The sequence below is a fragment of the Nesterenkonia sp. HG001 genome (genome assembly GCF_034438835.1).
GTDB lineage: Bacteria > Actinomycetota > Actinomycetes > Actinomycetales > Micrococcaceae > Nesterenkonia > Nesterenkonia xinjiangensis.
On the sequence record NZ_JAOSZD010000007.1, the window covers coordinates 131,516 to 152,842 of the forward strand.

The window sequence follows — 21,327 nt, forward strand, 5'->3', positions numbered from 1 at the left end:
CGGGGACCGCCGGGGACGGGCGCCTGTGGAAAACGCCTGCAGAACCTCGTCGACTGCGGCAGGCTGGTCGTCATGAACAGCAACACGACGCGCCCCCACGCAGCCACTCTCTCTGAAGCCGGCCAGCTGCCCGTCGGGAGCCGCATCGAGGAGGTACCCCGCCAGGGCACCTCGGGGAGCCTCTCCGCCCCGCGGCGTGGGGCACCTCCTCGTGCCGCGGGCCTTCGGGTGATCAGGCTGCTCGGGGTGGGAGCATCGTCGTCGGTGTGGCTCGCCCGTGTCACCGGAGACGGCCCGCGCTGGACCGGTGGTGAGCCCAGGGGGGACACCGTGGCCATCAAGATCGTCGGCGGGCTCGCCGCGCCCCGGCCGTCGGGCGGTCCCTCCTGGCAGCCCGGACGGGAGCACAGAAAGGAACACGGACAGGAACAACGCGTCGGCGGTCGCAGTCAGCTCACTGCCGAGCTGCAGGCGATGCGCCGTCTGCGCCATCCGCATGTGGTGAGCGCCTACGGCTGGACTGAGACGTCCTGCGGCCCAGGGCTGCTGCTCGAGCCGTTCACCGCTGGATCTCTGGGCCGGATCCTCGCCGCTCGGGGCACGCTCAGCCTGGGGGAGGTGGTGACAGCGCTGAGTCCGATCGCGCAGGCGCTGGAGCATCTGCACCGGGGCGGGATAGCTCATGGGGACGTCTCACCCGGCAACGTGCTCTTCGCACCCGACGGGCGTCCGGCACTTGCGGATCTCGGAGACGCGCAGCTGCTGGGCGACTCCCGCGGTGCAGCGGCCACCGCCGGCTTCGCCGCGCCGGAGCGGCTTCGGGCCGCTCGCGGAGCTCATCGGGACGCCGGCGCGCGAGCCTGGGAAGCGACCCTGGCTCCCGAGGCCGATGTGTACTCCCTGGCAGCCGTGACGTGGTATGCGCTGACGGGCTCCTCGCCCGGACCGGAACGCAGCCGCACGCCCCTGGGCACGCTCTGTCCCCGGGTGCCGCCACGGCTGATCCGGCTCCTCGAGGAGACTCTCGCGGACGATCCCGAGGCCCGGCCCGGCGCGGGGGAGTTCGCCGCCGGGCTCCATCGCAGTGCGGTGCCTCAGCCGCTCGATCTCTCGCCCCACGTGGACGACGAGGTGATCCCGGAGCTGCCCACCGTGGGTCCTGGCGACGGGTCCCTGAGCTCAGGCCTGTCACATGGCCGGCGGCTCCTCATCCCTCTATGTGCCGGAGGGCTGCTTCTCGCCGTGGGCATCGTCCTGCTCGGAGGACTCGGTGCAGACGTGCCGGAGCCCTCCTCGGCGGAGGGCGGCGTCGCCGACGATGGGTCGGAGCCAACGGAGCCAACGGAGCCAACAGAGCCAACGAAGCCGGTTGTCGGGCAGGAAGAGGAGCACCACGGGACGCAGGACCGTCCGGAGGAGGAACCCGTGGCCGACGTCGCGCGCGCCTCCGAACTGCTCGACGACGACGATCCGCTGCGCGCCGTGCAGGCTCTGGGAGTGCTGCGCACGGCGGCGCTGCGGGATCCGGAGCAGGCGGCGGTCCGAGACTACGTCGCCGCGGACTCGCCGGCTGAGGGGTCGGAGGAGGAGCTGCTGCGCCGTCTCGCGGAGGCCGGACGGGAGTATCACGGCACGACCATGGCGATCCGTCCGGCGGGGGAGCCTCAGCCCGCTGAGGGCACACTGGACGTCGGCGGGGACGACGCAGCGGTGGTCATACCCACCCACGTCACCATGGACGCCTTGGACGGTTCCCGCGCCGAGGTGCAGGACGTCCGCCTCGTACTCAGCCGGCCGGACGGATCCTGGCGCCTGCACGCGGTGCAGGAGGCCACAGAGGAGACAGGCCCGTGAACCGGGCACGGACCTTGGGCCGGAATGGACCCTGTGCCGCGGGGTGAGCCGCGGAGACACATGGAGGGCCCGTCCTGGTCAGGACGGGCCCTCCATGCTGCGGCAGAGGAGACTCAGGCGGTGGTGCTCACAGACCCAGCTGGGACTCGAAGCTGCCGTCCTCTAGGCGTGCCTTCAGCGTCTGCATGAAGCGGCCAGCGTCGGCACCGTCGACCAGACGGTGGTCGTAGGTCAGCGAGAGGTACATCATGTGGCGGATGCCGATGCTCTCGTTGCCCTCCGCATCTGTGACGACCATCGGGCGCTTGACGATGGATCCCGGGCCGAGGATCGCCACCTGCGGCTGGTTGATGATCGGAGTGTCGGTCAGGGCACCGAAGGAGCCCAGGTTGGTGATCGTGAAGGTCCCGCCCGAGAGCTCGTTCGGGCCGATCTTGTTGCTGCGTGTCCGCGCCGCGACGTCGGAGATCTTCTTTGCCATGCCGGCCAGGTTCAGGTCGCCGGCGTCGGAGATCACCGGAACCATGAGCCCCTTCTCCGTGTCCACGGCGAAGGACAGGTGCTCGGCATCGTGGTAGGTGATCTGCTGCTGCTTCTGGTCATACTCGGCGTTCAGCTTCGGGTGCTGCTTGAGCCCCTCAGTGACGGCCACTGCGATGAACGCCAAGTAGGAGAGGTTCACCCCGTTGGCCTGCTTGAAGGCAGATTTGGCCTGGTTCCGGAGGTTCACGATGCGCGTCATGTCGACTTCGTGCACCTGCGTCAGCTGAGCACTGACCTCGAGCGACTCGTTCATCCGCTGAGCGATCACCTGCCGGATGCGCGGAGCCTTCTCGGAGGAGCCTCGCTTGGTGGTGTCGACCTCGACCTCAGGGCCGGAGGCAGCCGCAGGCGCCGCCGCGGAGGCGGCCGGTGCTGCCGATGCCTTCTTGGCCTCGGCGGCCTCGACGACGTCCTGCTTGCGGATGCGACCCCCGACGCCGGTACCCGTGACGGTAGACAGATCGATGCCTTCCTTCTTCGCCAGCCGGCGGACCAGCGGGGTCACGTAGCCCTCGGCACCACCGGTGGTCTCCTGAGCCGGAGCCTCCTTCTGTGAGGCCGCCTTCGGTTCGGCAGACGCTTCGGAGTCGGACGGCTCGTCAGACTCCTCCTCGGGCTCAGGCTTCTTGTCGGCCTCAGCCTCGGCCTCGGGCTTCTCCTCGGACTTGGGCTTCTCCTCGGCAGGGGCATCCTGCTCCGGGGCGGCGCCCGAGCCGACCAGTGCCAGCACGGCACCTACCTCGACCGTCTCGTCCTCGCCGACCTTGATCTCCTGCAGAGTTCCGGCCACGGGCGAGGGGACTTCGGTGTCGACCTTGTCGGTGGAGACCTCGAGCAGAGGCTGGTCCACCTCGATCTCGTCGCCGACCTCGACCAACCACCGGGTGACGGTGCCCTCAGTGACGGACTCGCCCAGCGCCGGGAGGGTGACCTCCTGGGATTCGCCGTCGCCGGAGGAGCCGGTGTCCTCGGCAGGCGAGGACTCCTCGGGAGTGGCCTCAGCCCCCTCCGCCTCGCCGGCGGGCTCAGAGGCTTCTTCAGCGGCTTCCTCAGTGGGTTCCTCGGTGTCGCCAGCAGCCTCTTCCGTGGCCTGCTCGTCGTCGCCGTCGGCAGCGTCGTCGGAGCCGGTGTCCTCAGATCCGCCGCCGGAGCCGTCGCCGATCTTCACCAGGGGGGCGCCGACCTCGACGGTCTCGTCCTCGCCCACGAGCAGCTCCTCGATGACGCCCGCAGCAGGGGAGGGCACCTCGGTGTCGACCTTGTCGGTGGAGACCTCCACGATCGGCTGGTCGACCTCCACCTCCTCCCCGACCTCCACGAGCCATCGGGTGACAGTGCCTTCGGTGACTGATTCACCGAGGGCTGGAAGGTTCACGGTCTCAGACATGATGTCCGGCTCCTACTCTTGAATGCGTCGCACCAGGCGGACGTGGTGCGTCTTCTCAGATGTGTTGAATTCTCCGGGTGGATCACAGGCGCCGCTCAGCCGTGCAGCGGATGCCCGAAGAGCGCCATGGCCGCTTCGCCGAGCGCCTCGTTCTGCGTCGGGTGGGCGTGCACCAGGGTGGCGACGTCCTCCGGGTAGGCTTCCCAGTTCACGATGAGCTGCGCCTCGCCGATCTGCTCCCCGATGCGGGAGCCGATGCCATGCACTCCGACGATCGGGCCGCCTTTGACGCTCACCATCTTGATGAGCCCCCCGGTGCCCAGGATCGAGGACTTGCCGTTGCCGGCGAGGTTGTACTCGGTGACCTCGACGTTGTCCTTGCCGTACTCCTCCTCAGCCTTGGGCTGGGTGTAGCCGACGGACATGATCTCCGGCTCGCAGAAGGTGACCTTGGGAATGTTGATGTCCTCGACCACCACCGGGTTGTTGCCGACGATCTCTTCGGCCACGAAGATGCCCTGCTGGTAGCCGCGGTGGGCCAGCTGCAGGCCCGGCACGATGTCGCCGACGGCGTAGATGCTGCCGACGCCGGTGTGCAGCCGCTCGTCGGTGATGACGAAGCCGCGGTCAAGGGTGACGCCCTGCTCCTCGAAGCCGAAGCCCTCGGTGACCGGGCCGCGGCCGACAGCGACCAGGCAGATCTCCGCGTCGAACGTCTTGCCGTCCTCGAGGGTGACCTTGACGCCGTCGTCGGTCTCCGTGACGTCCTTGAAGAAGGTGCCGGTGTTGAACGTGATGCCGCGCTTCTTGAAGCTGCGCTCCAGGTTCTTGATGATGGCCGGGTCCTCGTTGGGGACCAGAGAGGGCAGCCCCTCGATGATCGTGACGTCCGTGCCGTAGGAGGTCCACGCGGAGGCGAACTCGCAGCCGATGACGCCTCCGCCGAGGACGATGGCCGACTTCGGTGTGTGGTCCATCTCCAGGGCCTCTGTGGAGGTGATGATCCGACCACCGATGGGCAGGCCCATCGTCTTGGACGTGGAGCCGGTGGCCAGGACGATGTTGCGGCCGGTGTAGCGGGTGCCGTCGACCTCGATCTCCTGCGGCGAGACCAGACGGCCCTCACCTTCGATGACGGTGACCTTGCGCATCTTCAGCAGACCCGTGAGCCCCTTGTGCTTGCCCGCGACGATGCCGTCCTTGTATTCGCGGACCTTGGCCATGTCGATGCCCTCGAAGGTGGTCTTCACGCCATACTTCTCGCTGGACCGGGCCTCGTCGGCGAGCTCCGCCGCATGCAGGTAGGCCTTCGTCGGGATGCAGCCGGTGTGCAGGCAGGTGCCGCCGAGCTTGGACCGCTCGATCAGACCGACCGTGAGTCCATGCTGCACCGAGCGAAGCGCCGCGGCGTAGCCTGCGCTGCCTCCGCCGAGGACGAGTACGTCGAATTCCTGTGCCTGGGGCTGGTCGGCCACGGTCGTTGCTCCCTTGGGTCGCGTGAGTCTTGTGGTGTGAAGTTGTCGGCGGGCTGCGGAGACCGGGAGTCCCGCGGACACAGCTCCGTGCCTGCAGACCCGGCACGGCACCCGTGCGCACGGGTGTCAGCCTATCGCTTGAACGTGCGAGGCTTCCACCGACGTCACGGGTGCCGTGAACTGTGACGCCGTCGCCCCGAGGTGTCTCTGGGGTGTCTCTGGCCCCTCGGGCCGACGGCGTCGTCACTGGTCAGCGGGAGAGGCTCTCGAGATAGCCGATCAATGTCCGAACCATCACACCGGTGCCGGCCTTGGGCGTGTACCCGTAGGCGGACTTCTCGTTGAATGCCGGTCCGGCGATGTCCAGGTGCGCCCAGGGGATCCTGCGCGCCTCGGCGTCGAGGACGTCCTGGTCGGCGTCGGCACGTTCACCGACGAACTCACGCAGGAACGCGGCCGCACCCAGCATGCCGCCGTGGCGATCGCCGAGGTTGGTGAGATCGGCAACCTCGGAGTCGAAGCCCGAGCGCACCTCCTCAGGGATCGGCATGGGCCAGACCTTCTCGCCGGCGGAGTCAGCAGAGTCGACCAGCGCGGAGCGCAGCTGCTCCTCGCCCATCACTCCGCTGGTGCGCAGCCCCAGGGCGACCATCTGGGCGCCGGTCAGAGTGGCGACGTCGATGAGCGCGTCAGGCTGTTCCTCGGAAGCCACGACCAGACCATCGGCCATCACCAGGCGACCCTCAGCATCGGTGTTCAGGACCTCGACGGTCTTGCCGCCGCGGATGGTGATCACGTCCTCCGGACGCTGCGCGGTGGAGGAGGGCATGTTCTCGGCCAGGCAGAGCCAACCGGTGACCTTGATCGGCAGGTCGAGGTCGGCGGCCGCCCGGACCACGGCGAGCACTGTGGCGGCGCCACCCATGTCGAGCTTCATCGTGGTCATCGCGGAAGCCGGCTTCAGCGACAGGCCGCCGGAGTCGAAGGTGATGCCCTTCCCCACCAGTGCCACGTGGGCCGCAGGCTTGGAGGGGGAGTGCTCGATGCGCACCAGGCGCGGGCCGCGCGAGGAGCCGCCTCCGACGCCGAGCAGTCCACCGAAGCCGCCCTTCTCGAGGTCCTTCTCCTCCCAGACCTTGACCCCGAGCTTCGGAGCCTTGGTGGTGGAGCCGTTCTGAGCCGGTGCCTTGGTGCGGCCGGCCAGGTCCGCGGCGAGATCAGCGAAGGTCTCGGGGTAGAGGTGGCTCGGAGGAGCGTTGACGAGGTCGCGGGTGGCGCGCACGGCGGAGCCGACGACGGCTGCGCGGTCCAGCACCGACTTCGTGTGACGGTCCTTGAGATCGGTGAGGATGAGGATCTCCTCCACCGGAGTCTTCGCGCGGGCCTCCTCAGAGCTGCGGAAGGCCGTGAAGGAGTAGGCACCGATGGCGGCACCCTCGGCGACGGCGGCGACCTCCTCCGGGCTGGATGCGGGCAGCGCCAGGGCCACCGAGTTCAGCGACCCCAGCTGACGCACCGCGGAGCCGGCCGCGCGGCGCAGCGCCTCCAGCGACACGCCGCCGGTGGGCTCACCGGTCAGCTCGCCGACGCCGATCAGCACAAGGGTCTCGCTGCGGAAGCCGTCGACGCCGGGCAGTCGAAGCAGCTGGTCGGCCGCACCGGTGGCGCCGAGGGCCTTCAGCGAGTCGGCCACGCCGCGGGCGGCCGTGTCCGCCAAGGGGTTCGGCAGGAGGATGGGGCCTTCAGGCCCCTTCGCCACGCCGAGCACGAGGGCGTCGGTCTGGGTCTTCTCGACAGCCGTGGCGACAGCGGAGAGTGTGGGCTGGAAGTCGTTGATCACGTGAATCCCGTCTGATCCCCGGTCCGGGGAACGTCGAATCTTCTGTGGATGCATCCGCCGACGCGCTGCCCGTGTGTGGAAGCCCTCGGCGGCCTCAGGATTCGATCCTATCCGAGATCCTGACGCCCGCGCCCCTGACGTGGGGTGCGGATCACCGGGCCCACACACGCGATGAGCGCCTCGGTGCGGAGCGCGTCAGCCCGGGCATGTCACCGGCTCCGAGCCCCAGCGCGCACCGGTTGCCGCCGCCCGCCCCTTGCGGGGAATTTCTCCGTACGGTGGGGTCGTTACATCTGTGTTCACCTGGGGTGACCTCCTCGCAGGAGGCCCCCGTCGCCGATCATCCGGGCCCGGATGACGTGTCGAGATCGCACGGAGAGGAGCCTCAGCTTCATGAAGGAACCCCTGGATCTGCTCCATGTGCACCCCGCCGAGCCCGAGGAGGAGCATGGAGGTTTTCCCCGCCCTGGCAAGTCGGACTCCACCGTGCAGGCCCAGGGCGGTGACCTCGTGCTGCGTGACCCGCAGGCGGCGCGCCCGGCGGAGAATTTGACGATGCTGGTCTCCTGGGCAGGGCACACTGACGCAGGTGCGCTGAGCTCCCAGCTTTCCGAAGCTCTGCTGGGGGGCCTGCCGCACAAGCTGCTGGCCAGCTTCGACCTCGATGAGCTCTTCGACTATCGCTCACGCCGTCCTCGAGTGACGTTCCTGGAGGACCGCTTCACCGACTACGACGGACCTGAGCTCGACCTCTACGAGGTGCGCGACGCCTCCGGCAGGCCGTTTCTGCTGCTCACCGGCGACGAGCCTGACTTTCAGTGGGAGCGCGTCTCCGAGGCGGTGCTGGAGCTGGTGGAGCGACTGAACATCTCCCTGGTGGTGCTGGTGGATGCGTTGGGCCTGCCCGCCCCACACACCCGGCCGTTGGGTGTGACGGCCCATGGCAGCCGCAAAGACCTGATCACCGGCATCTCCACGTGGAGCCCTGCCGCGCAGATCGAGGCGGGCCTGGGACAGGTGCTTGAGATGCGTCTGGACGAGGAGGGGCACGACGTCGTCGGGTACACCCTGCACGTCCCGCACTACCTGGCCGGCGGTCGGTATCCGCAGGTCGCAGTCTCTGCGCTGGAGTACATCGGCGCCGCCATGGAGCTGATGCTGCCTACTGATGAGCTGCGTGAGTCTGCCCGCATGGTCGACCAGGACATCACCCGGCAGGTCAGCGGCAACAGTGAGATCCAGGGACTGGTGCACCGGCTGGAGCAGACTTTCGACGAGCACGCCACGACCGAGCAGCGATCCCTGCTGGTCAATGAGGACGACGCCGTCCCCGACGCCGAGGAGCTCGGTGCCGCAGTGGAGGCGTTCCTGCGTGCTCAGCCGACGCCAGAGGACACCACGACAGAGGACACCACGCCAGAGGACACCACGCCCGAGGGGATGGGTGACGAATCTTCCGAGGACGACGACACCTCCTCCGGCGAAGGCCTGCCACGCCTGTTCTGATCCTCCACAGCTGACGTGGTCCCAGCGCGACACGCGGCCCTCTCCACAGACCACCTGGAGGCCCTGGCAGCGGCCGCGTGTGCACTCAAGACTGACGTCATGAGCACATACAGCCACCGCCCGGACGACCTCGCCTCCACCCGGAACCGCACATCGCCTCCGCCTGGCTCCGGCTCGGCGGACGACACGCCGGAGGAGGTCATCAGCATCTCGGGCGCTGGTGACGCCCTGGCTCTGGTGCAGCACACCTTCGGTTTCCTGCCCGAGGACTCGCTCGTCGTCGTCGGACTCCATGGCACGCGCGTCGGTGCGCACCTGCGCATCGACCTGCGCGCCGGCGCCGACCATCCGGAGGGACTCGCGCAATGGGTCTGCGACCACCTGGCCGGCCCGCGGGTCAGCCCCAGGCCCGATGGCGCGGTGATCTATCTGTTCGTCGGGGAGGCACCCGCTCCGCCCACCTGGGATGACCCTTCCCTGCGCCCGTACGCGGCCCTGCATGCCTCACTGACGGCGGCACTTCGCGATCAGCACGAGATCCGCGTGGAGCAGAGCTGGTGGGTGGGCGACGGACACATTCGGGACTATGACTGCCTCGACTCTCGGTGCTGCGCCTATCCCGGGCAGGACGTCCAGGCCGCGGCAGCCAGCGTCCTGCATGCGCATATGGTCTACCGCGGCCGGATCCTGCGCACCCCACGGCAGGTGGTGGACGACTTCCTCGCTCCGGCGGCATCTCCCTCGGATCAGACCGTCGATGCTGTGGCGGCTGAACAGGCGCACCTCGGTCTGGACGTCGCCGACTCCCAGGGAGCACAGCAGGCCCTGTGGGTCTGGGATCAGATGATCCAGGACGAGGTCCGTGAGAGGGAAGGCCGAGAGCCGCCGGAGAGGCCTGGGCTGCCAGCCGGGGACGAGTCCGAGCGGATCGAGGCATGGGCGGATGAACATCGCGACCAGCTGTCGATGATGGTCGGGTCCCTCTCCCAGGGAGACGTTCCCGATGCGGTGCTCGTGCTCGCCGCAGACGGGCTGGATGTGGCGGCGCTGGGCCACGAGGTGATCCGAACCTGTCGCGACGTCCCAGGAGCGGCTGGAGAGGATGCGGGCGCGGCAGGAGGTCTGGCGGCGTTGGCTCGGCGTTGGGCCGAGCACGCCCAACCCTGCCGGGAGGGCGCTGGCGCGACGGCGGCCAGTATCGAGGACCAGCGGCGGCTCATCGAGGCTCATCTGGAGAGGTTCCATGCGACACTGCAGGGCGCGACCGGTGAACGCCCGCGCTGGGAGAGACTGGATGCCCTGGCGGGGATCCTCTCGCAGCTGCAGCCGATGCTGGTGGCCGAGCAGAAGGCTGAGACACTGGCGCTGATGTCCTGGATCGAGTGGGCGCGCGGCAGAGGGACGCTCTCCGGCGCCTATCTCGACCGTTGCCTGCACCTGGTGCCCGGGCACCAGGTGGGGCGCATGAGGAAGACAGACCGAGGCATCGGGCGGATCTGCCCCTGGGCGATGGTCAGGGAACACTCCTGGGGTATCTCCCGCACGGGGGCGTGAAGGTGAGGCGGCAGCTTCGTCGGGCGGGAGCCGAGCTGGGGCCTGGTCTTCAGCGACCGAGGAGAACTGGGGAGGGTCTTCGGGCATCCGGCAGGAGAATTCTTGGGAATTTATTTGCGGCGGGCGGGAATGATCCGGAGATAGCTGGCGTTGTGCCCTGCTGAGACCCTGCAACCATCGTCAGGTCGCTCGCCACGTACCGGCAGATCGGCGCCGCCAGTTCCCTCGGGAAGACGGTCGGAGGCCGCCGGGACGGTCAGCGTGAGCGAGGCGATGGAGTTGACAGGGTCATAGGTGTGTTGACCCTGGGTCAGCCCATCGCCTTCACACGTCCGAGTCGGAAGGTCATCGTGCCCACTACTGCGTCCAAGTCCACCGAAGAGAACGCAGCCGCGACAGAGGGGGAGCAGTCCTCCGCTGCCAGCGGGAGTTCAGCTTCGCGCACCTCCGCGCCTGGCGACAGCGCCGCGGCCAAGAAGTCGAGCTCCACTGCGAAGAAGTCCACCGCGAGATCCGCCACCAACGGCCCCGCCAAGAAGACCGGCGGGCGCAGGAAGGCCGCGGACCCCGTCGACGAGGTCCTCGCCGAGGCGGAGCAGGAGCAGGCCGCTCCGACCGAGGTGCTCGAGCAGGCCGTGGCCAAGGCCCTCCAGGACGGCGACGAGGAAGAGGTCGCCAAGAAGGTCGCCGCCGCCACAGGCGACCAGGGCAACGCCGAGGCGATCCTCGAGAACGCCAAGAAGGCGGCCAAGGGCGAGGACGCCGAGGAGGAGGAGACGCGAGGCCGAGGCTTCGTCATCTCCAACGCCGATGACGACGACGCTCCCGCCGTCCAGGTCGTGTCCGCCGGAGCCACCGCAGATCCGGTCAAGGACTACCTCAAGCAGATCGGGAAGGTGGCACTGCTCAATGCGGCCCAGGAGGTGGACCTCGCGCTGCGCATCGAGGCCGGTCTCTTCGCTGAGCACAAGCTCGCCAAGGATGAGATCGCCGATCGGCGGCTGCGCCGGGACATGGAGCTCATCGTCGCCGACGGTCGCCGAGCGAAGAACCACCTGCTGGAGGCGAACCTGCGTCTGGTCGTCTCTCTGGCCAAGCGCTACACCGGCCGCGGAATGCTGTTCCTGGATCTGATCCAGGAGGGCAACCTGGGCCTGATCCGCGCAGTGGAGAAGTTCGACTACACGAAGGGCTTCAAGTTCTCGACCTACGCGACGTGGTGGATCCGTCAGGCCATCACCCGCGCGATGGCCGACCAGGCTCGCACCATCCGCATCCCGGTCCACATGGTCGAGGTCATCAACAAGCTGGCCCGCGTCCAGCGACAGATGCTGCAGGACCTCGGGCGGGAGCCCACGCCGGAAGAGCTGGCCCAGGAACTGGACATGACGCCCGAGAAGGTCGTGGAGGTCCAGAAGTACGGCCGCGAGCCGATCTCGCTGCACACCCCCTTGGGTGAGGACGGGGATTCGGAGTTCGGTGACCTCATCGAGGACTCCGAGGCAGTGGTCCCCTCCGATGCGGTGAGCTTCACGCTCCTGCAGGAGCAGCTCCACTCCGTCCTTGACACCCTGGCCGAGCGTGAGGCGGGTGTCGTGGCGATGCGATTCGGCCTCACCGACGGCCAGCCGAAGACTTTAGACGAGATCGGAAAGGTCTACGGCGTCACCCGGGAACGCATTCGACAGATCGAGTCCAAGACGATGTCGAAGCTGCGCCACCCGAGCCGCTCGCAGGTGCTCCGCGACTACCTCGACTGAGCATCGGCGACGCGCCCTGACCGTGGAGCCCCGGCATGCGAGAGCGGTCCGGAGCTCCGGCTGAAGAGGCCCGATCATCATCACGTCAGCTGCTGGGGTGCGCCTGCGCGCCCCAGCAGGACTGTCACGAACTTCCCTGCAGACAAAGACGATCTGACTGACGACATGCAGACGACGAAGGGCCCGGAGGATGATCCTCCGGGCCCTTCGCCTGTGCCGGCGACCGAGGTTGCCGAACCTATGCAGTGGTGATGATCGCGGGTACCGCGCCTCAGCGCGCTTCCGCAAGGCGGGCCGACTCATCGACCCACTCAGAGGTCTGTGGACGCAGCGTCTCTTCCACATGACGTGCGTGGTGAACGCAGAAGAGCAGAACACCGGCGCCGGAGGAGAGAGCCGCTCGCACATAGGCCTGTGCTCCGCAGCGGTCGCAGCGGTCGAGGGCAGTCAGAGTGTTCGGGTGTGCTTCGAGTGTCCCAGTCGTGCCGGTCATGCTCTTCGCCTCCTCACGTGAATGGTAGATACCTATACAACCATGCCGGGGGCCGTTTCATTCGCAGTCGACCGCCCGTTTCCCGGGCCTTTCGCTCACCGCGTACGCGGTGAGCGGCCCATCTGGACGGATACGACGGTCCTGCGGCGGTTCTGAAGGCAGTGTGAGGTTCCGCCGGATACGCTGGCAACGTCTGTGTCCTATGCGGCACGCGCCGTCGCCGCGAAGGCGAGATGCTGCGACGTCGAGACGGTGCGCGACCCGAGTCCAGCAGGAGGAGATCCGTGGCAAAGCGATCCGAGTACGACGCTCGGCATCTGTCGGTGCTCGAGGGCCTGGAAGCGGTCCGGAAGCGACCGGGGATGTACGTCGGCTCCACCGACTCCCGTGGTCTCATGCACTGTCTCTGGGAGATCATCGACAACTCGGTGGACGAGGCGCTGGCGGGCTACGCCTCGACCATCACCGTCGTCCTGCATCCGGATGACTCGGTGGAGGTCACCGACGACGGCCGAGGCATCCCCGTCGACGTGGAGCCTCGCACCGGCCTCTCCGGGCTCGAAGTGGTCTTCACCAAGCTCCACGCCGGCGGCAAGTTCGGCGGTGGCTCTTACAACGCCGTCGGAGGACTCCACGGGGTCGGCGCCTCGGTCGTCAACGCGCTGTCCGCGCGGCTCGACGCCCGGGTCACGCGTGGCGGCAAGGTCTACCAGATGTCCTTCCGCCGCGGCGAGCCGGGCATCTTCGCCGGCAGCAGGGCGGACCCGGATGCCGATTTCACGCCGGCGGCGGAGGGCTCCCCGGTGGAGGTGGTCGGCAAGGCCAAACGAGGCACCACCGGCACCACCATCCGATACTGGGCGGATCGCCATATCTTCACCCCGGATGCACGCTTCGACGATGAGGAGCTCAGCAATCGCGCCCGGCAGACCGCATTCCTCATCCCAGGGCTGCGCATCACAGTGCGCGATCAGCGCGGGGAGACTCCCTCGGAGGAGGTCTTCCAGTACGACGGCGGGATAGGGGAGTTCGTCGACTTCCTGTCCACCGATTCTCCCGTCACCGAGATCTGGCGGATCCAGGGTCAGGGGAGCTTCACCGAGCGTGTGCCGGTGATCGGCGATGACGGCCGGAGCCACATGCAGGACGTCGAGCGGGACTGCGAAGTGGACATCGCGATGCGCTGGGGCGTGGGCTATGACGCGAACGTGCGCAGCTTCGTCAACATCATCTCCACGCCGAAGGGCGGAACCCACCTCACCGGCTTCGAGCAGGCGCTGCTGAAGACCTTCCGTAAGAACGTGGAGGCCAACGCCCGGCGGCTCAAGGCCGGCAATGACAAGCTCGAGAAGGACGACGTCCTGGCGGGGCTGACCGCCGTGGTGACGGTGCGCATCGCCGAGCCCCAGTTCGAGGGCCAGACCAAGGAGATCCTCGGGACCTCTGCGGCACGTCAGATCGTCTCCAAGGTGGTGGAGAAGGAGCTCGGCCAGCGGCTGACCTCCACCAGGCGTGGGGAGAAGCAACAGGCCACCGCCGTGTTGGAGAAGGTCGTCTCGGAGATGAAGTCGCGCATCTCAGCGCGCATGCACAAGGAGACCCAGCGTCGGAAGAACGCCCTGGAGAACTCCTCGATGCCGGCGAAGCTGGTGGAGTGTCGATCAAAGGGTGTGGAGAACACCGAGCTGTTCATCGTGGAGGGGGACTCCGCGCTGGGCACGGCCAAGTTGGCCCGTTCCTCTGACTACCAGGCTCTGCTGCCGATCCGAGGCAAGATCCTCAACGTGCAGAAGGCCTCCGTCTCGGACATGCTCTCCAACACCGAGTGTGCCGCCCTCCTGCAGGTGATCGGCGCCGGTTCGGGCCGGACCTTCGACGTCGACTCCGCGCGCTACGGCAAAGTGGTGCTGATGACAGACGCCGACGTCGACGGCGCCCACATCCGCACCCTGCTGCTGACGCTCTTCTTCCGATACATGCGACCGATGATCGAGGAGGGACGGGTGTTCGCCGCCGTGCCTCCGCTGCACCGAGTAGAAGTGGTGCACGCCGGAAAGAAGCCCAACGAAGTGCGCTACACCTATTCGGAAGCCGAGCTGAACCAGCTGCTGGCGCGTCTCGAGGCCGAGGGTCTGCGCTACAAGGAGCCCATCCAGCGCTACAAGGGACTGGGTGAGATGGATGCCGACCAGCTCTCGGAGACCACCATGGATCCGGCCTTCCGTTCCCTGCGGCGCATCCGGGTGGAGCACGCGGAGAACGCCGAGCGGGTCTTCGACCTGCTGATGGGCTCAGTCGTGGCGCCGCGCAAGGACTTCATCATCGAGGGTTCGCAGGCGCTTGACCGCGAACGCATCGACGCCTGAGGCGGATCCGGCGTACCAGTGCGCCGCGCCTGCCATCAGTTCTTCTACAACGTGTCGAAATACTCTGCCTCACTGGCGCGTGACAGCGCGGGGGACGGCGATCTGACGATAGACTGGGCCCCGACCGCGACTGCACCTTGACCCATTGTGAGCATCAGACGTGACCCAGAACCCCTCCGGCGCCCTGTCCGGCGCGCCCGCGCCGCCCGCTTCTTCACCGACCCCGGGACACCCGGCCGGTGAGGCACGGCCGCAGTGGCGCCGCAAAGCGGCGGCCTACTGGTCGCTGACGAAGCCGCGGGTGATCGAGCTGCTGCTGGTCACGACGCTTCCCACGATGATCTTCGCCCAGCGGGGATTCCCTGACTTCTGGCTGGTTCTCGCCACCATGGTCGGCGGCGCCTGCGCAGCCGGCTCTGCGGGCGCGTTCAACTGCTACATCGACCGGGACATGGACAAGCTCATGAACCGGACCAAGAAGCGTCCGCTGGTCACCGGGGAGCTCACTCCGCGGGAGGCGTTCGTCTTCGCCTCGTTGCTCGGCGCGGTGGCGATCGCCATCCTATGGATCGGCGCCAATCCGCTGGCAGCCGGTCTCGGAGCGGCGGCCATGTTCTTCTACGTGGTCATCTACACGATCATCCTGAAGCGGCGCACCGAACAGAACATCATCTGGGGCGGTCTGGCTGGATGCTTCCCCGTGCTCATCGCCTGGGCCGCGGTCCGCGAGAGCGTCGAGTGGCCCGCGCTGGTGCTGTTCTTCATCATCTTCCTCTGGACCCCGCCCCATTACTGGCCACTGTCCATGAAGTACCGCACCGACTATCAGACGGCCGACGTCCCCATGCTCGGCGCCGTGGCCACTGCCAAGACCGTCTCCGTGCAGGTCGTCCTCTACGCCTGGGCGACGGTGGTCTGCTCACTGCTGCTGATCCCCATGGGCTGGGCAGGCATCACCTACACCGCCTTCGCGGCGGTCTCCGGAGGCTGGTTCCTCTACGAGTGTCACGTGCTGCACCGTCAGGCTCAGCGGGAATCGCTCACCGACAAGAAGGCCATGAAGGTCTTCCACCTGTCGATCATGTATCTCACGCTTCTCTTCGTGGGCCTGGCCCTCGATCCCTTCATCGGCGCCCCGTTGATGAGCTAGCCTGAACTTCCAGCCGCCGCCCCGTGCGACGGCGCCTGCCTCGGCGGCAGAGCAGCCACCGGCGGCATGGTGGGGAGGGAGGACGATGTCTCTGCGCTGGTATTCCACGGTCGTCGAGGCGAGAGACCACCGAGCTCTGGCCCGGTGGTGGGCTGAGGCTTTGGGCTGGGACGTGGCCTTCGAGACGGAGAAGGAAGCCGCGGTCCTGCCGCCCTGGGCGAAGGACTTCGTGGAGATCCTCGACTTCCATCGCGTGCCTCCGGGCATGCTCTTCGTGCCGGTGGGGCACGAGAAGAACACCAAGAACCGGCTCCACTGGGACTTCGCACCACACATCAGCGATGACCGTGACGCCGAGATCGAGCGGCTGCTCGACCTCGGAGCCCGGATCGTCGACGTCGGCGCTCCGGATGACGCCACCTGGACCGTGCTGGCAGACCCGGAGGGCAATGAGTTCTGCGTCCTCTCCTCCCGGGACATGTGAGCACGCCCCCGCACGTCCCTCACTACGTTGACGACGCAGTTCACTGACGCGCGCTGGTACGCTGACTTCGATGGATGTCCTCTGCCGACGTGCCGCTGTCTCCGCCAGTGGCGTGACGATGCTGGCACCCCTCGACGCAGAGCTGCCTGCAAGACTGCTCACCACAGTGAGCGGCCCCAATGGGTCAGGAAAGTCCACCCTCCTCTCGGTGATCGCGGGCAGACGCACCCTCACCTCCGGCCGCTGCCTCGTCGACGGGAGCCCTCCCGATGAGTCGAGTGGGCGATTCCGTGAAGCCGTGGCCTCCTTCATCGACACGCCTCCGCTGGCCCGGGACCTCACCGTCCGGGAGCAGACGGCGGTGGTGGGTGCATCCTGGTGGCCATATCGTGACCCGTGGGCCGGAGCAGATGCCCAGCTCACTGCTCTGGAGGCCGCTCATCTCTCCGGGCGCTTCGTGCATGAACTCTCTGCCGGAGAGCTGCAGCTCGTCATGCTCGCTCTGACCTGTCATCGCCCATCCCGTCTGTTGCTTCTCGACGAGCCTGAGCGCCACCTGGACGAGGAGCGGATCTGTCAGCTCGGAGACCTGCTGAAGCAACGGGCACAGGCAGGGACCACGGTGGTGCTCGCGACGCATGACCACAGACTCATGGAGCAGGCCGACTGCTGCATCTCCCTGGCGGCGGCTGATCGGACTCCATGAGCGTCAGGGAGATGCGGATGCACGAGAGGGCGACATATCAACTCCGCCTGCGCCGCACCCGAGGGGTCCTGCGCAGCCTCCGCCGTGACGGCGGGACAGGGCTGGCCCTGTACGTCGGCGGGATTCTGGTGGTCTTCGGGGTCCTCCCCGCCCTCTGGGTCCTCGGAGAGCTGCTGGCGGAGCCGCTCCACGGCGTCATCGCGGCCGGAGCTGATCGAGTCGCCTTGGGAGCCTCCGCTGTGCAGGCGTTCGGGCTCTGGGTCGGGACCCGCTGCGGTCCCGCTCTGTTGCCGTCCTTCAGGGCGCACGTCCTGCTGGCCACCGGCATCCCGCGCCCTAGGGTGCTGGGTCCCGCTGCCCTCAGGAACATGACACTGGGCATGCTGATCGTGGGCCTCACTTCAGCCAGCCTCACCTTCAGTGCCTCCGGCGGGTCTCTGGGGCAAGGTGCCACCGGGATCCCGCCCCTGCTGGTGCTTCTGACCGGTCTGGTCCTGGGCGGGCAGACGAGCCTGGCTTGGGCTGTGGGGCAACGATTGGCCCCAGGTGTCGCCAACGGCATGGCTGTCCTCATCCTGGTGCTCACGGGCGTGGCGACAATGTGGTTCCCGACCATTCTGCCCACCACCGGAGGCTGGTACGGGCTGCTGGTGACAGGGGAGCTCGCCGCCCCTGCGGACTGGATGCTGCTGGCTGCGGCTGCAGCGCTGACGGCATTCGCCTGGGCGTTGTATCGGGGGCTGCCTTCAGGCCTCGGCGCGGTGCCGGCCACCAGGATCATGGCTCAGGCGCAGCGTCTTGAGGCCGTGCTGTTCCTGGCTGGAAGCGGAGATATGCGCCGCGCCGCAGAGGCGACACGGTCCCCGCCGCGGCGGTATCCACCCATGAGCTTGGGGCCTTCGCTGCAGAAAGCGAGGCATCGCAGGCTCAGCGCCTTGTCGGTCGGATGGCGACAGGATGCAACGGCCTCCCTCCGGCATCCTGGACAGGCACTACGGAGCGTGGTGCTGCTGATCGCCGCAGGCATGGTCGTCGGACTCATCGGCCCGGCGACCGGGTATGGCTCTGGGGACGTCGTCGCAGGCGCCGCAGCAATGCTGGCCCTCTGCCTCTTGCTCGACGCCGGTCTCGTCGGAGTAAGTCCGGGGCTCCGCGGACTGCAGGAGGAGCTGCAGGCCGCTCCGCTCTACGGCTGGTCCCGGCGCGAGTCGACGATGCGACACTGCCTGTGGCCCCTGGCCGTCGCTTCGCCCAGCGTGATGATCGGTTGCGTCGTCAGCCTCTCGCGGGCTGTGCCCGAGGGAGGCATCGGTAGCGGACGCTGGTCTTCTCTCGATGCCGCAGCGCAGGGGACATGCTGGGCTCTGGCCGTCGCCGTCATCATGTTCAGCTGTCGGCTCCTGCAGGAGGTCAGTTCCGGCGACACACCACTGGCGGGGATCCCGCCCGTCCCTACGCCCTTGGGGGACCTCACCGGGGTGCTCCTGCTGCTCGGGAGCGTCCGCGGAGCCCTCGCCGCCACAGCGGCACTGGCAGGCGTCGCCGTGCTCGTCCACGAGCCGTGGACGCAGGTGGCGGCGACGGCGGTCCTCGCCGCCGTCGCCGCCCTGGGGTGCCTCGTGGCAGCCCCGCGTCTGGCTCAGTCCTGTTGAACGGCTCAGTCCTCCTGCGCGAAGTCGATGACCACGCGGCCGTCGATCTTGCCATGCTGCATCTCGTCGAAGACGGCGTTGATGTCTCCCAGCGGGCGTGTGGAGATCGTGGGATGGATCTTGCCCCGCGAGTAGATCTCCAGAGCTTCGACCATGTCCTGACGCGTTCCGACGATCGAGCCGCGGATCGTCAGCCCCTTGAGGACGATGTCGAAGATCGGGGCCGGAAACTCGCCCGGCGGTAGGCCGTTGAAGACGATGGTCCCACCTCGACGAGTCATCGAGATGGCCTGGCGGAAGGCATCCGGGTGGACCGCAGTCACCAGAACGCCATGGGACCCTCCCACCCGGCGCTGGATCTCCTCGGCCGGGTCGGCCCCCAGAGCATTGAGCGTGATCTCCGCCCCATGCCGTTCCGCCAGGGCGAGCTTGTCGTCGGCGATGTCCACCGCGATGACGCGCATCCCCATGGCCGCGGCGTACTGGACGGCCAGGTGGCCGAGACCGCCGATGCCGGAGATCACCACCCATTGACCGGGCCGCACCCCGGTCACCTTCAGGCCCTTGTAGACCGTCACTCCGGCACAGAGCACCGGAGCGACCTCGAAGGGGTCTGCTCCGTCGGGGATCGCCGCGGCGAACTTGGCGTCGACCAGCATGTACTGCCCGAAGGAGCCGTCGACGGCGTACCCGCCGTTGATCTGCTGCTCGCACAGGGTCTCCCATCCGGTGCGGCAGTGCTCACAGGCCCCGCAGGCGCTCCAGAGCCACGCATTCCCGACCGTCTGACCGACTTCCACCTCGGTCACGCCGGGGCCGACCTTCTCGACGACGCCCACGCCCTCATGGCCGGGGATGAACGGCGGGGTGGGCTTGATCGGCCAGTCCCCCTCCGCGGCATGGAGGTCGGTGTGGCAGACGCCCGAGGCCTGCAGCTTCACTAGGGCCTGCCCGGGGCCCGGCTCCGGCAGATCGTGTTCACGGACATTCAGCTCGGTGCCGAACTGCTCGACGACTGCTGCTGTCATGGTGCTCATCGTCACTCCTCGTGTGTTCGTCCGATGATGGCACATGTGACGATATTCACACTGAGGTTGCAGGGGAGTTGCGCCGCTCGGCGCCTCAGGCGGATGTCCAGGCTCACGTGGCGGAACGCGCCACGAGCAGGGCTCGCTCGGGAGAGTCCGGAGGCAGCAGGCGCAGAGCCTCCCGGAGGGCGGCCTCGTCGCCGCCCGCCTCGGGAAGCTGCAGGTAGCGGCAGATCTCCAGGGGGGAGCCGTCCTGCAGCACGGCCTCGCGAAGCATGGCGGAGAGCTCCCACCGGATGCGGGTGATGCCGGGGGACTGGGACCGGGGGAGGAGGTCTCCGGCATAGAGGTCCAGTGCCGTGGCCCGGTCACCCCGGCGTAGCGCCTCGTAGACGTCCACCGCATCCAGGGGGAGCGGCTGTGAGAGCCGGTAGGGGCGAGACAGCAGCGTCAGGCCGGGCTCCGGGGCGGGAACTTGCGTCAGGACTCGGCGCAGGCGATTGACCTCGGCGCGCAGGGCCACCTCGTGCCCGGGTTCGCCGAAGAGGTCCTCGGCCAGCTGGGCGGCATTCATTCCCGCCTCGGCTCGACCCCGGGGTCCTCCGGTCTCCCAGCCCAGAAGCACGAGCAGATCGGCATGTCGGGGGCTGAGGCGCCACGAGGCGGGGCCCCGGGCGAGGGACGGGGACTCCTGGCCCAGGGTGATGAGACGCGGCAGCCCCTGCCCTGCCGCGGTGGAGCGCAGCTCCCCCTGAGCCGCGGCGATCGCCGCGACGACCAGCGGAAGGGAATGGGTGGCCACCGCTTCTCGCCCTCCGGTGATGTCCACCATGCCGAGCAGTCCGCCGGTGTGTGGGCAGTGGACCGGAGCCGCGGAGCAGGAGAATCGGTGCGCCGCGACGGCGAAGTGCTGCTCCTGATCCACCTTGACGGCCCGGCCGCTGGCCAGTGCGGTGCCAGGCGCAGAAGTGCCGATCGCTCGCTCCGACCAATTGGCCCCCGCCTGGAATCCCTGGGACTCAGCACGGCGGAGCGTCGGGCGATCGCCGTCGACCCAGAGGAGTCGCCCCTGGGCGTCTCCGACGGCGACGATGAGACCTGCGTCCCGCGCTGGCTGGATCAGCAGACGATCGAACACCGGCATCGCAGCCGACAGCGGGTGCTCCCGGCGGGCGCCCGGAAGGTCAGACTCAGACAGGTCGATGGGCGGCGACGCATGACCCGGGTCCTTCAGATATCCCGAGGAGCGACGCCACGACTCGCGCAGCATCGGGGGCAGCGCCTCCCACGTCTGCGGCTCGTCGGGGACGGCCTCACGCATCATGGAGCCTCCTGAGGGGCGCATCGTCAATACTCCGCCGCGGATCGGGCAACGGTTCACCGGCTGTCGCGTACGTGATACAGCACACATGGGATCGACTTTCAGGATAGGCCATGAACCCAGGCGGCGAGGCCTCTCCATCCGGGGCGGAGCTGCAACGTCGATGCAACGGCCCGTCCATTAGCGTCATCACTGTGTGAATCAGCTC

15 protein-coding genes are annotated in these 21,327 nt (G+C 68.0%); 9 read left to right on the plus strand and 6 right to left on the minus strand.

From position 1 onward, the window contains the following. Positions 1 to 72: 72 nt before the first annotated feature. On the plus strand, positions 73 to 1,854 hold the full coding sequence (locus tag ODE13_RS12785; RefSeq protein ID WP_322479623.1) for a serine/threonine-protein kinase: 1,782 nt from the start codon (positions 73 to 75) through the stop codon (positions 1,852 to 1,854). Between the two features lie 127 nt (positions 1,855 to 1,981). On the opposite strand, the gene sucB is transcribed toward ODE13_RS12785, so the two are convergent. The 3 genes from sucB to ODE13_RS12800 all read right to left on the minus strand — a co-directional run bounded on the left by sucB (position 1,982) and on the right by ODE13_RS12800 (position 7,099). Further along, the gene (gene sucB / locus ODE13_RS12790) at positions 1,982 to 3,784 is read right to left on the minus strand and encodes a 2-oxoglutarate dehydrogenase, E2 component, dihydrolipoamide succinyltransferase (RefSeq protein ID WP_322479624.1); all 1,803 of its coding nucleotides are present in this window, start codon (positions 3,782 to 3,784) and stop codon (positions 1,982 to 1,984) included. Positions 3,785 to 3,879: 95 nt separating this feature from the next. After that, complete coding sequence (lpdA, locus tag ODE13_RS12795) at positions 3,880 to 5,259, minus strand: dihydrolipoyl dehydrogenase (RefSeq protein WP_322479625.1); 1,380 nt, start codon at positions 5,257 to 5,259, stop codon at positions 3,880 to 3,882. Between the two features lie 250 nt (positions 5,260 to 5,509). Next, positions 5,510 to 7,099 (minus strand): leucyl aminopeptidase, encoded by a 1,590-nt coding sequence (locus tag ODE13_RS12800; protein ID WP_322479626.1) that lies wholly within the window; start codon positions 7,097 to 7,099, stop codon positions 5,510 to 5,512. 393 nt (positions 7,100 to 7,492) lie between these two features. Between ODE13_RS12800 and ODE13_RS12805 the strand changes: the two genes are divergently transcribed. The 3 genes from ODE13_RS12805 (at position 7,493) to ODE13_RS12815 (ending at position 11,919) form a co-directional block, all read left to right on the plus strand. Next, positions 7,493 to 8,605: a PAC2 family protein gene (locus ODE13_RS12805; RefSeq protein WP_322479627.1), complete on the plus strand. Its 1,113-nt coding sequence runs from the start codon at positions 7,493 to 7,495 to the stop codon at positions 8,603 to 8,605. Between the two features lie 99 nt (positions 8,606 to 8,704). Further along, a complete protein-coding gene (locus tag ODE13_RS12810; protein ID WP_322479628.1) occupies positions 8,705 to 10,159 on the plus strand; it encodes a DUF4192 family protein in 1,455 nt (484 codons plus the stop codon). 350 nt (positions 10,160 to 10,509) lie between these two features. Then, entirely contained in the window at positions 10,510 to 11,919 is a 1,410-nt protein-coding gene (locus ODE13_RS12815) for an RNA polymerase sigma factor (protein ID WP_179542770.1), read from the plus strand. Positions 11,920 to 12,190: 271 nt separating this feature from the next. Here the strand turns inward: ODE13_RS12815 and ODE13_RS12820 are convergent, their stop codons facing one another. Continuing rightward, positions 12,191 to 12,412: a hypothetical protein gene (locus tag ODE13_RS12820; RefSeq protein ID WP_246348888.1), complete on the minus strand. Its 222-nt coding sequence runs from the start codon at positions 12,410 to 12,412 to the stop codon at positions 12,191 to 12,193. A gap of 284 nt (positions 12,413 to 12,696) precedes the next feature. On the opposite strand from ODE13_RS12820, the gene ODE13_RS12825 reads away from it, so the two are divergent. The 5 genes from ODE13_RS12825 to ODE13_RS12845 all read left to right on the plus strand — a co-directional run bounded on the left by ODE13_RS12825 (position 12,697) and on the right by ODE13_RS12845 (position 18,770). Further along, the gene (locus ODE13_RS12825) at positions 12,697 to 14,778 is read left to right on the plus strand and encodes a DNA topoisomerase IV subunit B (protein WP_322479629.1); all 2,082 of its coding nucleotides are present in this window, start codon (positions 12,697 to 12,699) and stop codon (positions 14,776 to 14,778) included. Positions 14,779 to 14,938: 160 nt separating this feature from the next. Further along, complete coding sequence (locus tag ODE13_RS12830; protein ID WP_322479630.1) at positions 14,939 to 15,928, plus strand: heme o synthase; 990 nt, start codon at positions 14,939 to 14,941, stop codon at positions 15,926 to 15,928. Between the two features lie 85 nt (positions 15,929 to 16,013). Beyond that, complete coding sequence (locus ODE13_RS12835) at positions 16,014 to 16,412, plus strand: VOC family protein (protein ID WP_322479631.1); 399 nt, start codon at positions 16,014 to 16,016, stop codon at positions 16,410 to 16,412. A gap of 70 nt (positions 16,413 to 16,482) precedes the next feature. Continuing rightward, positions 16,483 to 17,118, plus strand: coding sequence for an ABC transporter ATP-binding protein (locus tag ODE13_RS12840; protein WP_322479632.1), 636 nt, complete (start codon positions 16,483 to 16,485; stop codon positions 17,116 to 17,118). A gap of 17 nt (positions 17,119 to 17,135) precedes the next feature. Further along, complete coding sequence (locus ODE13_RS12845) at positions 17,136 to 18,770, plus strand: hypothetical protein (protein ID WP_322479633.1); 1,635 nt, start codon at positions 17,136 to 17,138, stop codon at positions 18,768 to 18,770. Positions 18,771 to 18,775: 5 nt separating this feature from the next. Here the strand turns inward: ODE13_RS12845 and adhP are convergent, their stop codons facing one another. After that, complete coding sequence (gene adhP, locus ODE13_RS12850; RefSeq protein WP_322479634.1) at positions 18,776 to 19,807, minus strand: alcohol dehydrogenase AdhP; 1,032 nt, start codon at positions 19,805 to 19,807, stop codon at positions 18,776 to 18,778. A 103-nt stretch (positions 19,808 to 19,910) separates the two neighbouring features. Next, positions 19,911 to 21,122 carry a transcriptional regulator gene (locus tag ODE13_RS12855; RefSeq protein ID WP_322479635.1) on the minus strand — a complete coding sequence of 404 codons (1,212 nt, stop codon included), beginning with the start codon at positions 21,120 to 21,122 and terminating at the stop codon, positions 19,911 to 19,913. Between the last annotated feature and the right edge of the window lie 205 nt (positions 21,123 to 21,327).

What these genes read in the sequence shown, in the direction of transcription:
- ODE13_RS12785 (WP_322479623.1), top strand. Translation starts at nt 73, where the DNA reads ATGAACAGCAACACGACGCGCCCCCACGCAGCCACTCTCTCTGAAGCC.
- sucB (WP_322479624.1), bottom strand. Translation starts at nt 3,784, where the DNA reads ATGTCTGAGACCGTGAACCTTCCAGCCCTCGGTGAATCAGTCACCGAA.
- ODE13_RS12805 (WP_322479627.1), top strand. Translation starts at nt 7,493, where the DNA reads ATGAAGGAACCCCTGGATCTGCTCCATGTGCACCCCGCCGAGCCCGAG.
- ODE13_RS12810 (WP_322479628.1), top strand. Translation starts at nt 8,705, where the DNA reads ATGAGCACATACAGCCACCGCCCGGACGACCTCGCCTCCACCCGGAAC.
- ODE13_RS12820 (WP_246348888.1), bottom strand. Translation starts at nt 12,412, where the DNA reads ATGACCGGCACGACTGGGACACTCGAAGCACACCCGAACACTCTGACT.
- ODE13_RS12835 (WP_322479631.1), top strand. Translation starts at nt 16,014, where the DNA reads ATGTCTCTGCGCTGGTATTCCACGGTCGTCGAGGCGAGAGACCACCGA.
- ODE13_RS12840 (WP_322479632.1), top strand. Translation starts at nt 16,483, where the DNA reads ATGGATGTCCTCTGCCGACGTGCCGCTGTCTCCGCCAGTGGCGTGACG.
- ODE13_RS12845 (WP_322479633.1), top strand. Translation starts at nt 17,136, where the DNA reads ATGCACGAGAGGGCGACATATCAACTCCGCCTGCGCCGCACCCGAGGG.
- adhP (WP_322479634.1), bottom strand. Translation starts at nt 19,807, where the DNA reads ATGAGCACCATGACAGCAGCAGTCGTCGAGCAGTTCGGCACCGAGCTG.
- ODE13_RS12855 (WP_322479635.1), bottom strand. Translation starts at nt 21,122, where the DNA reads ATGATGCGTGAGGCCGTCCCCGACGAGCCGCAGACGTGGGAGGCGCTG.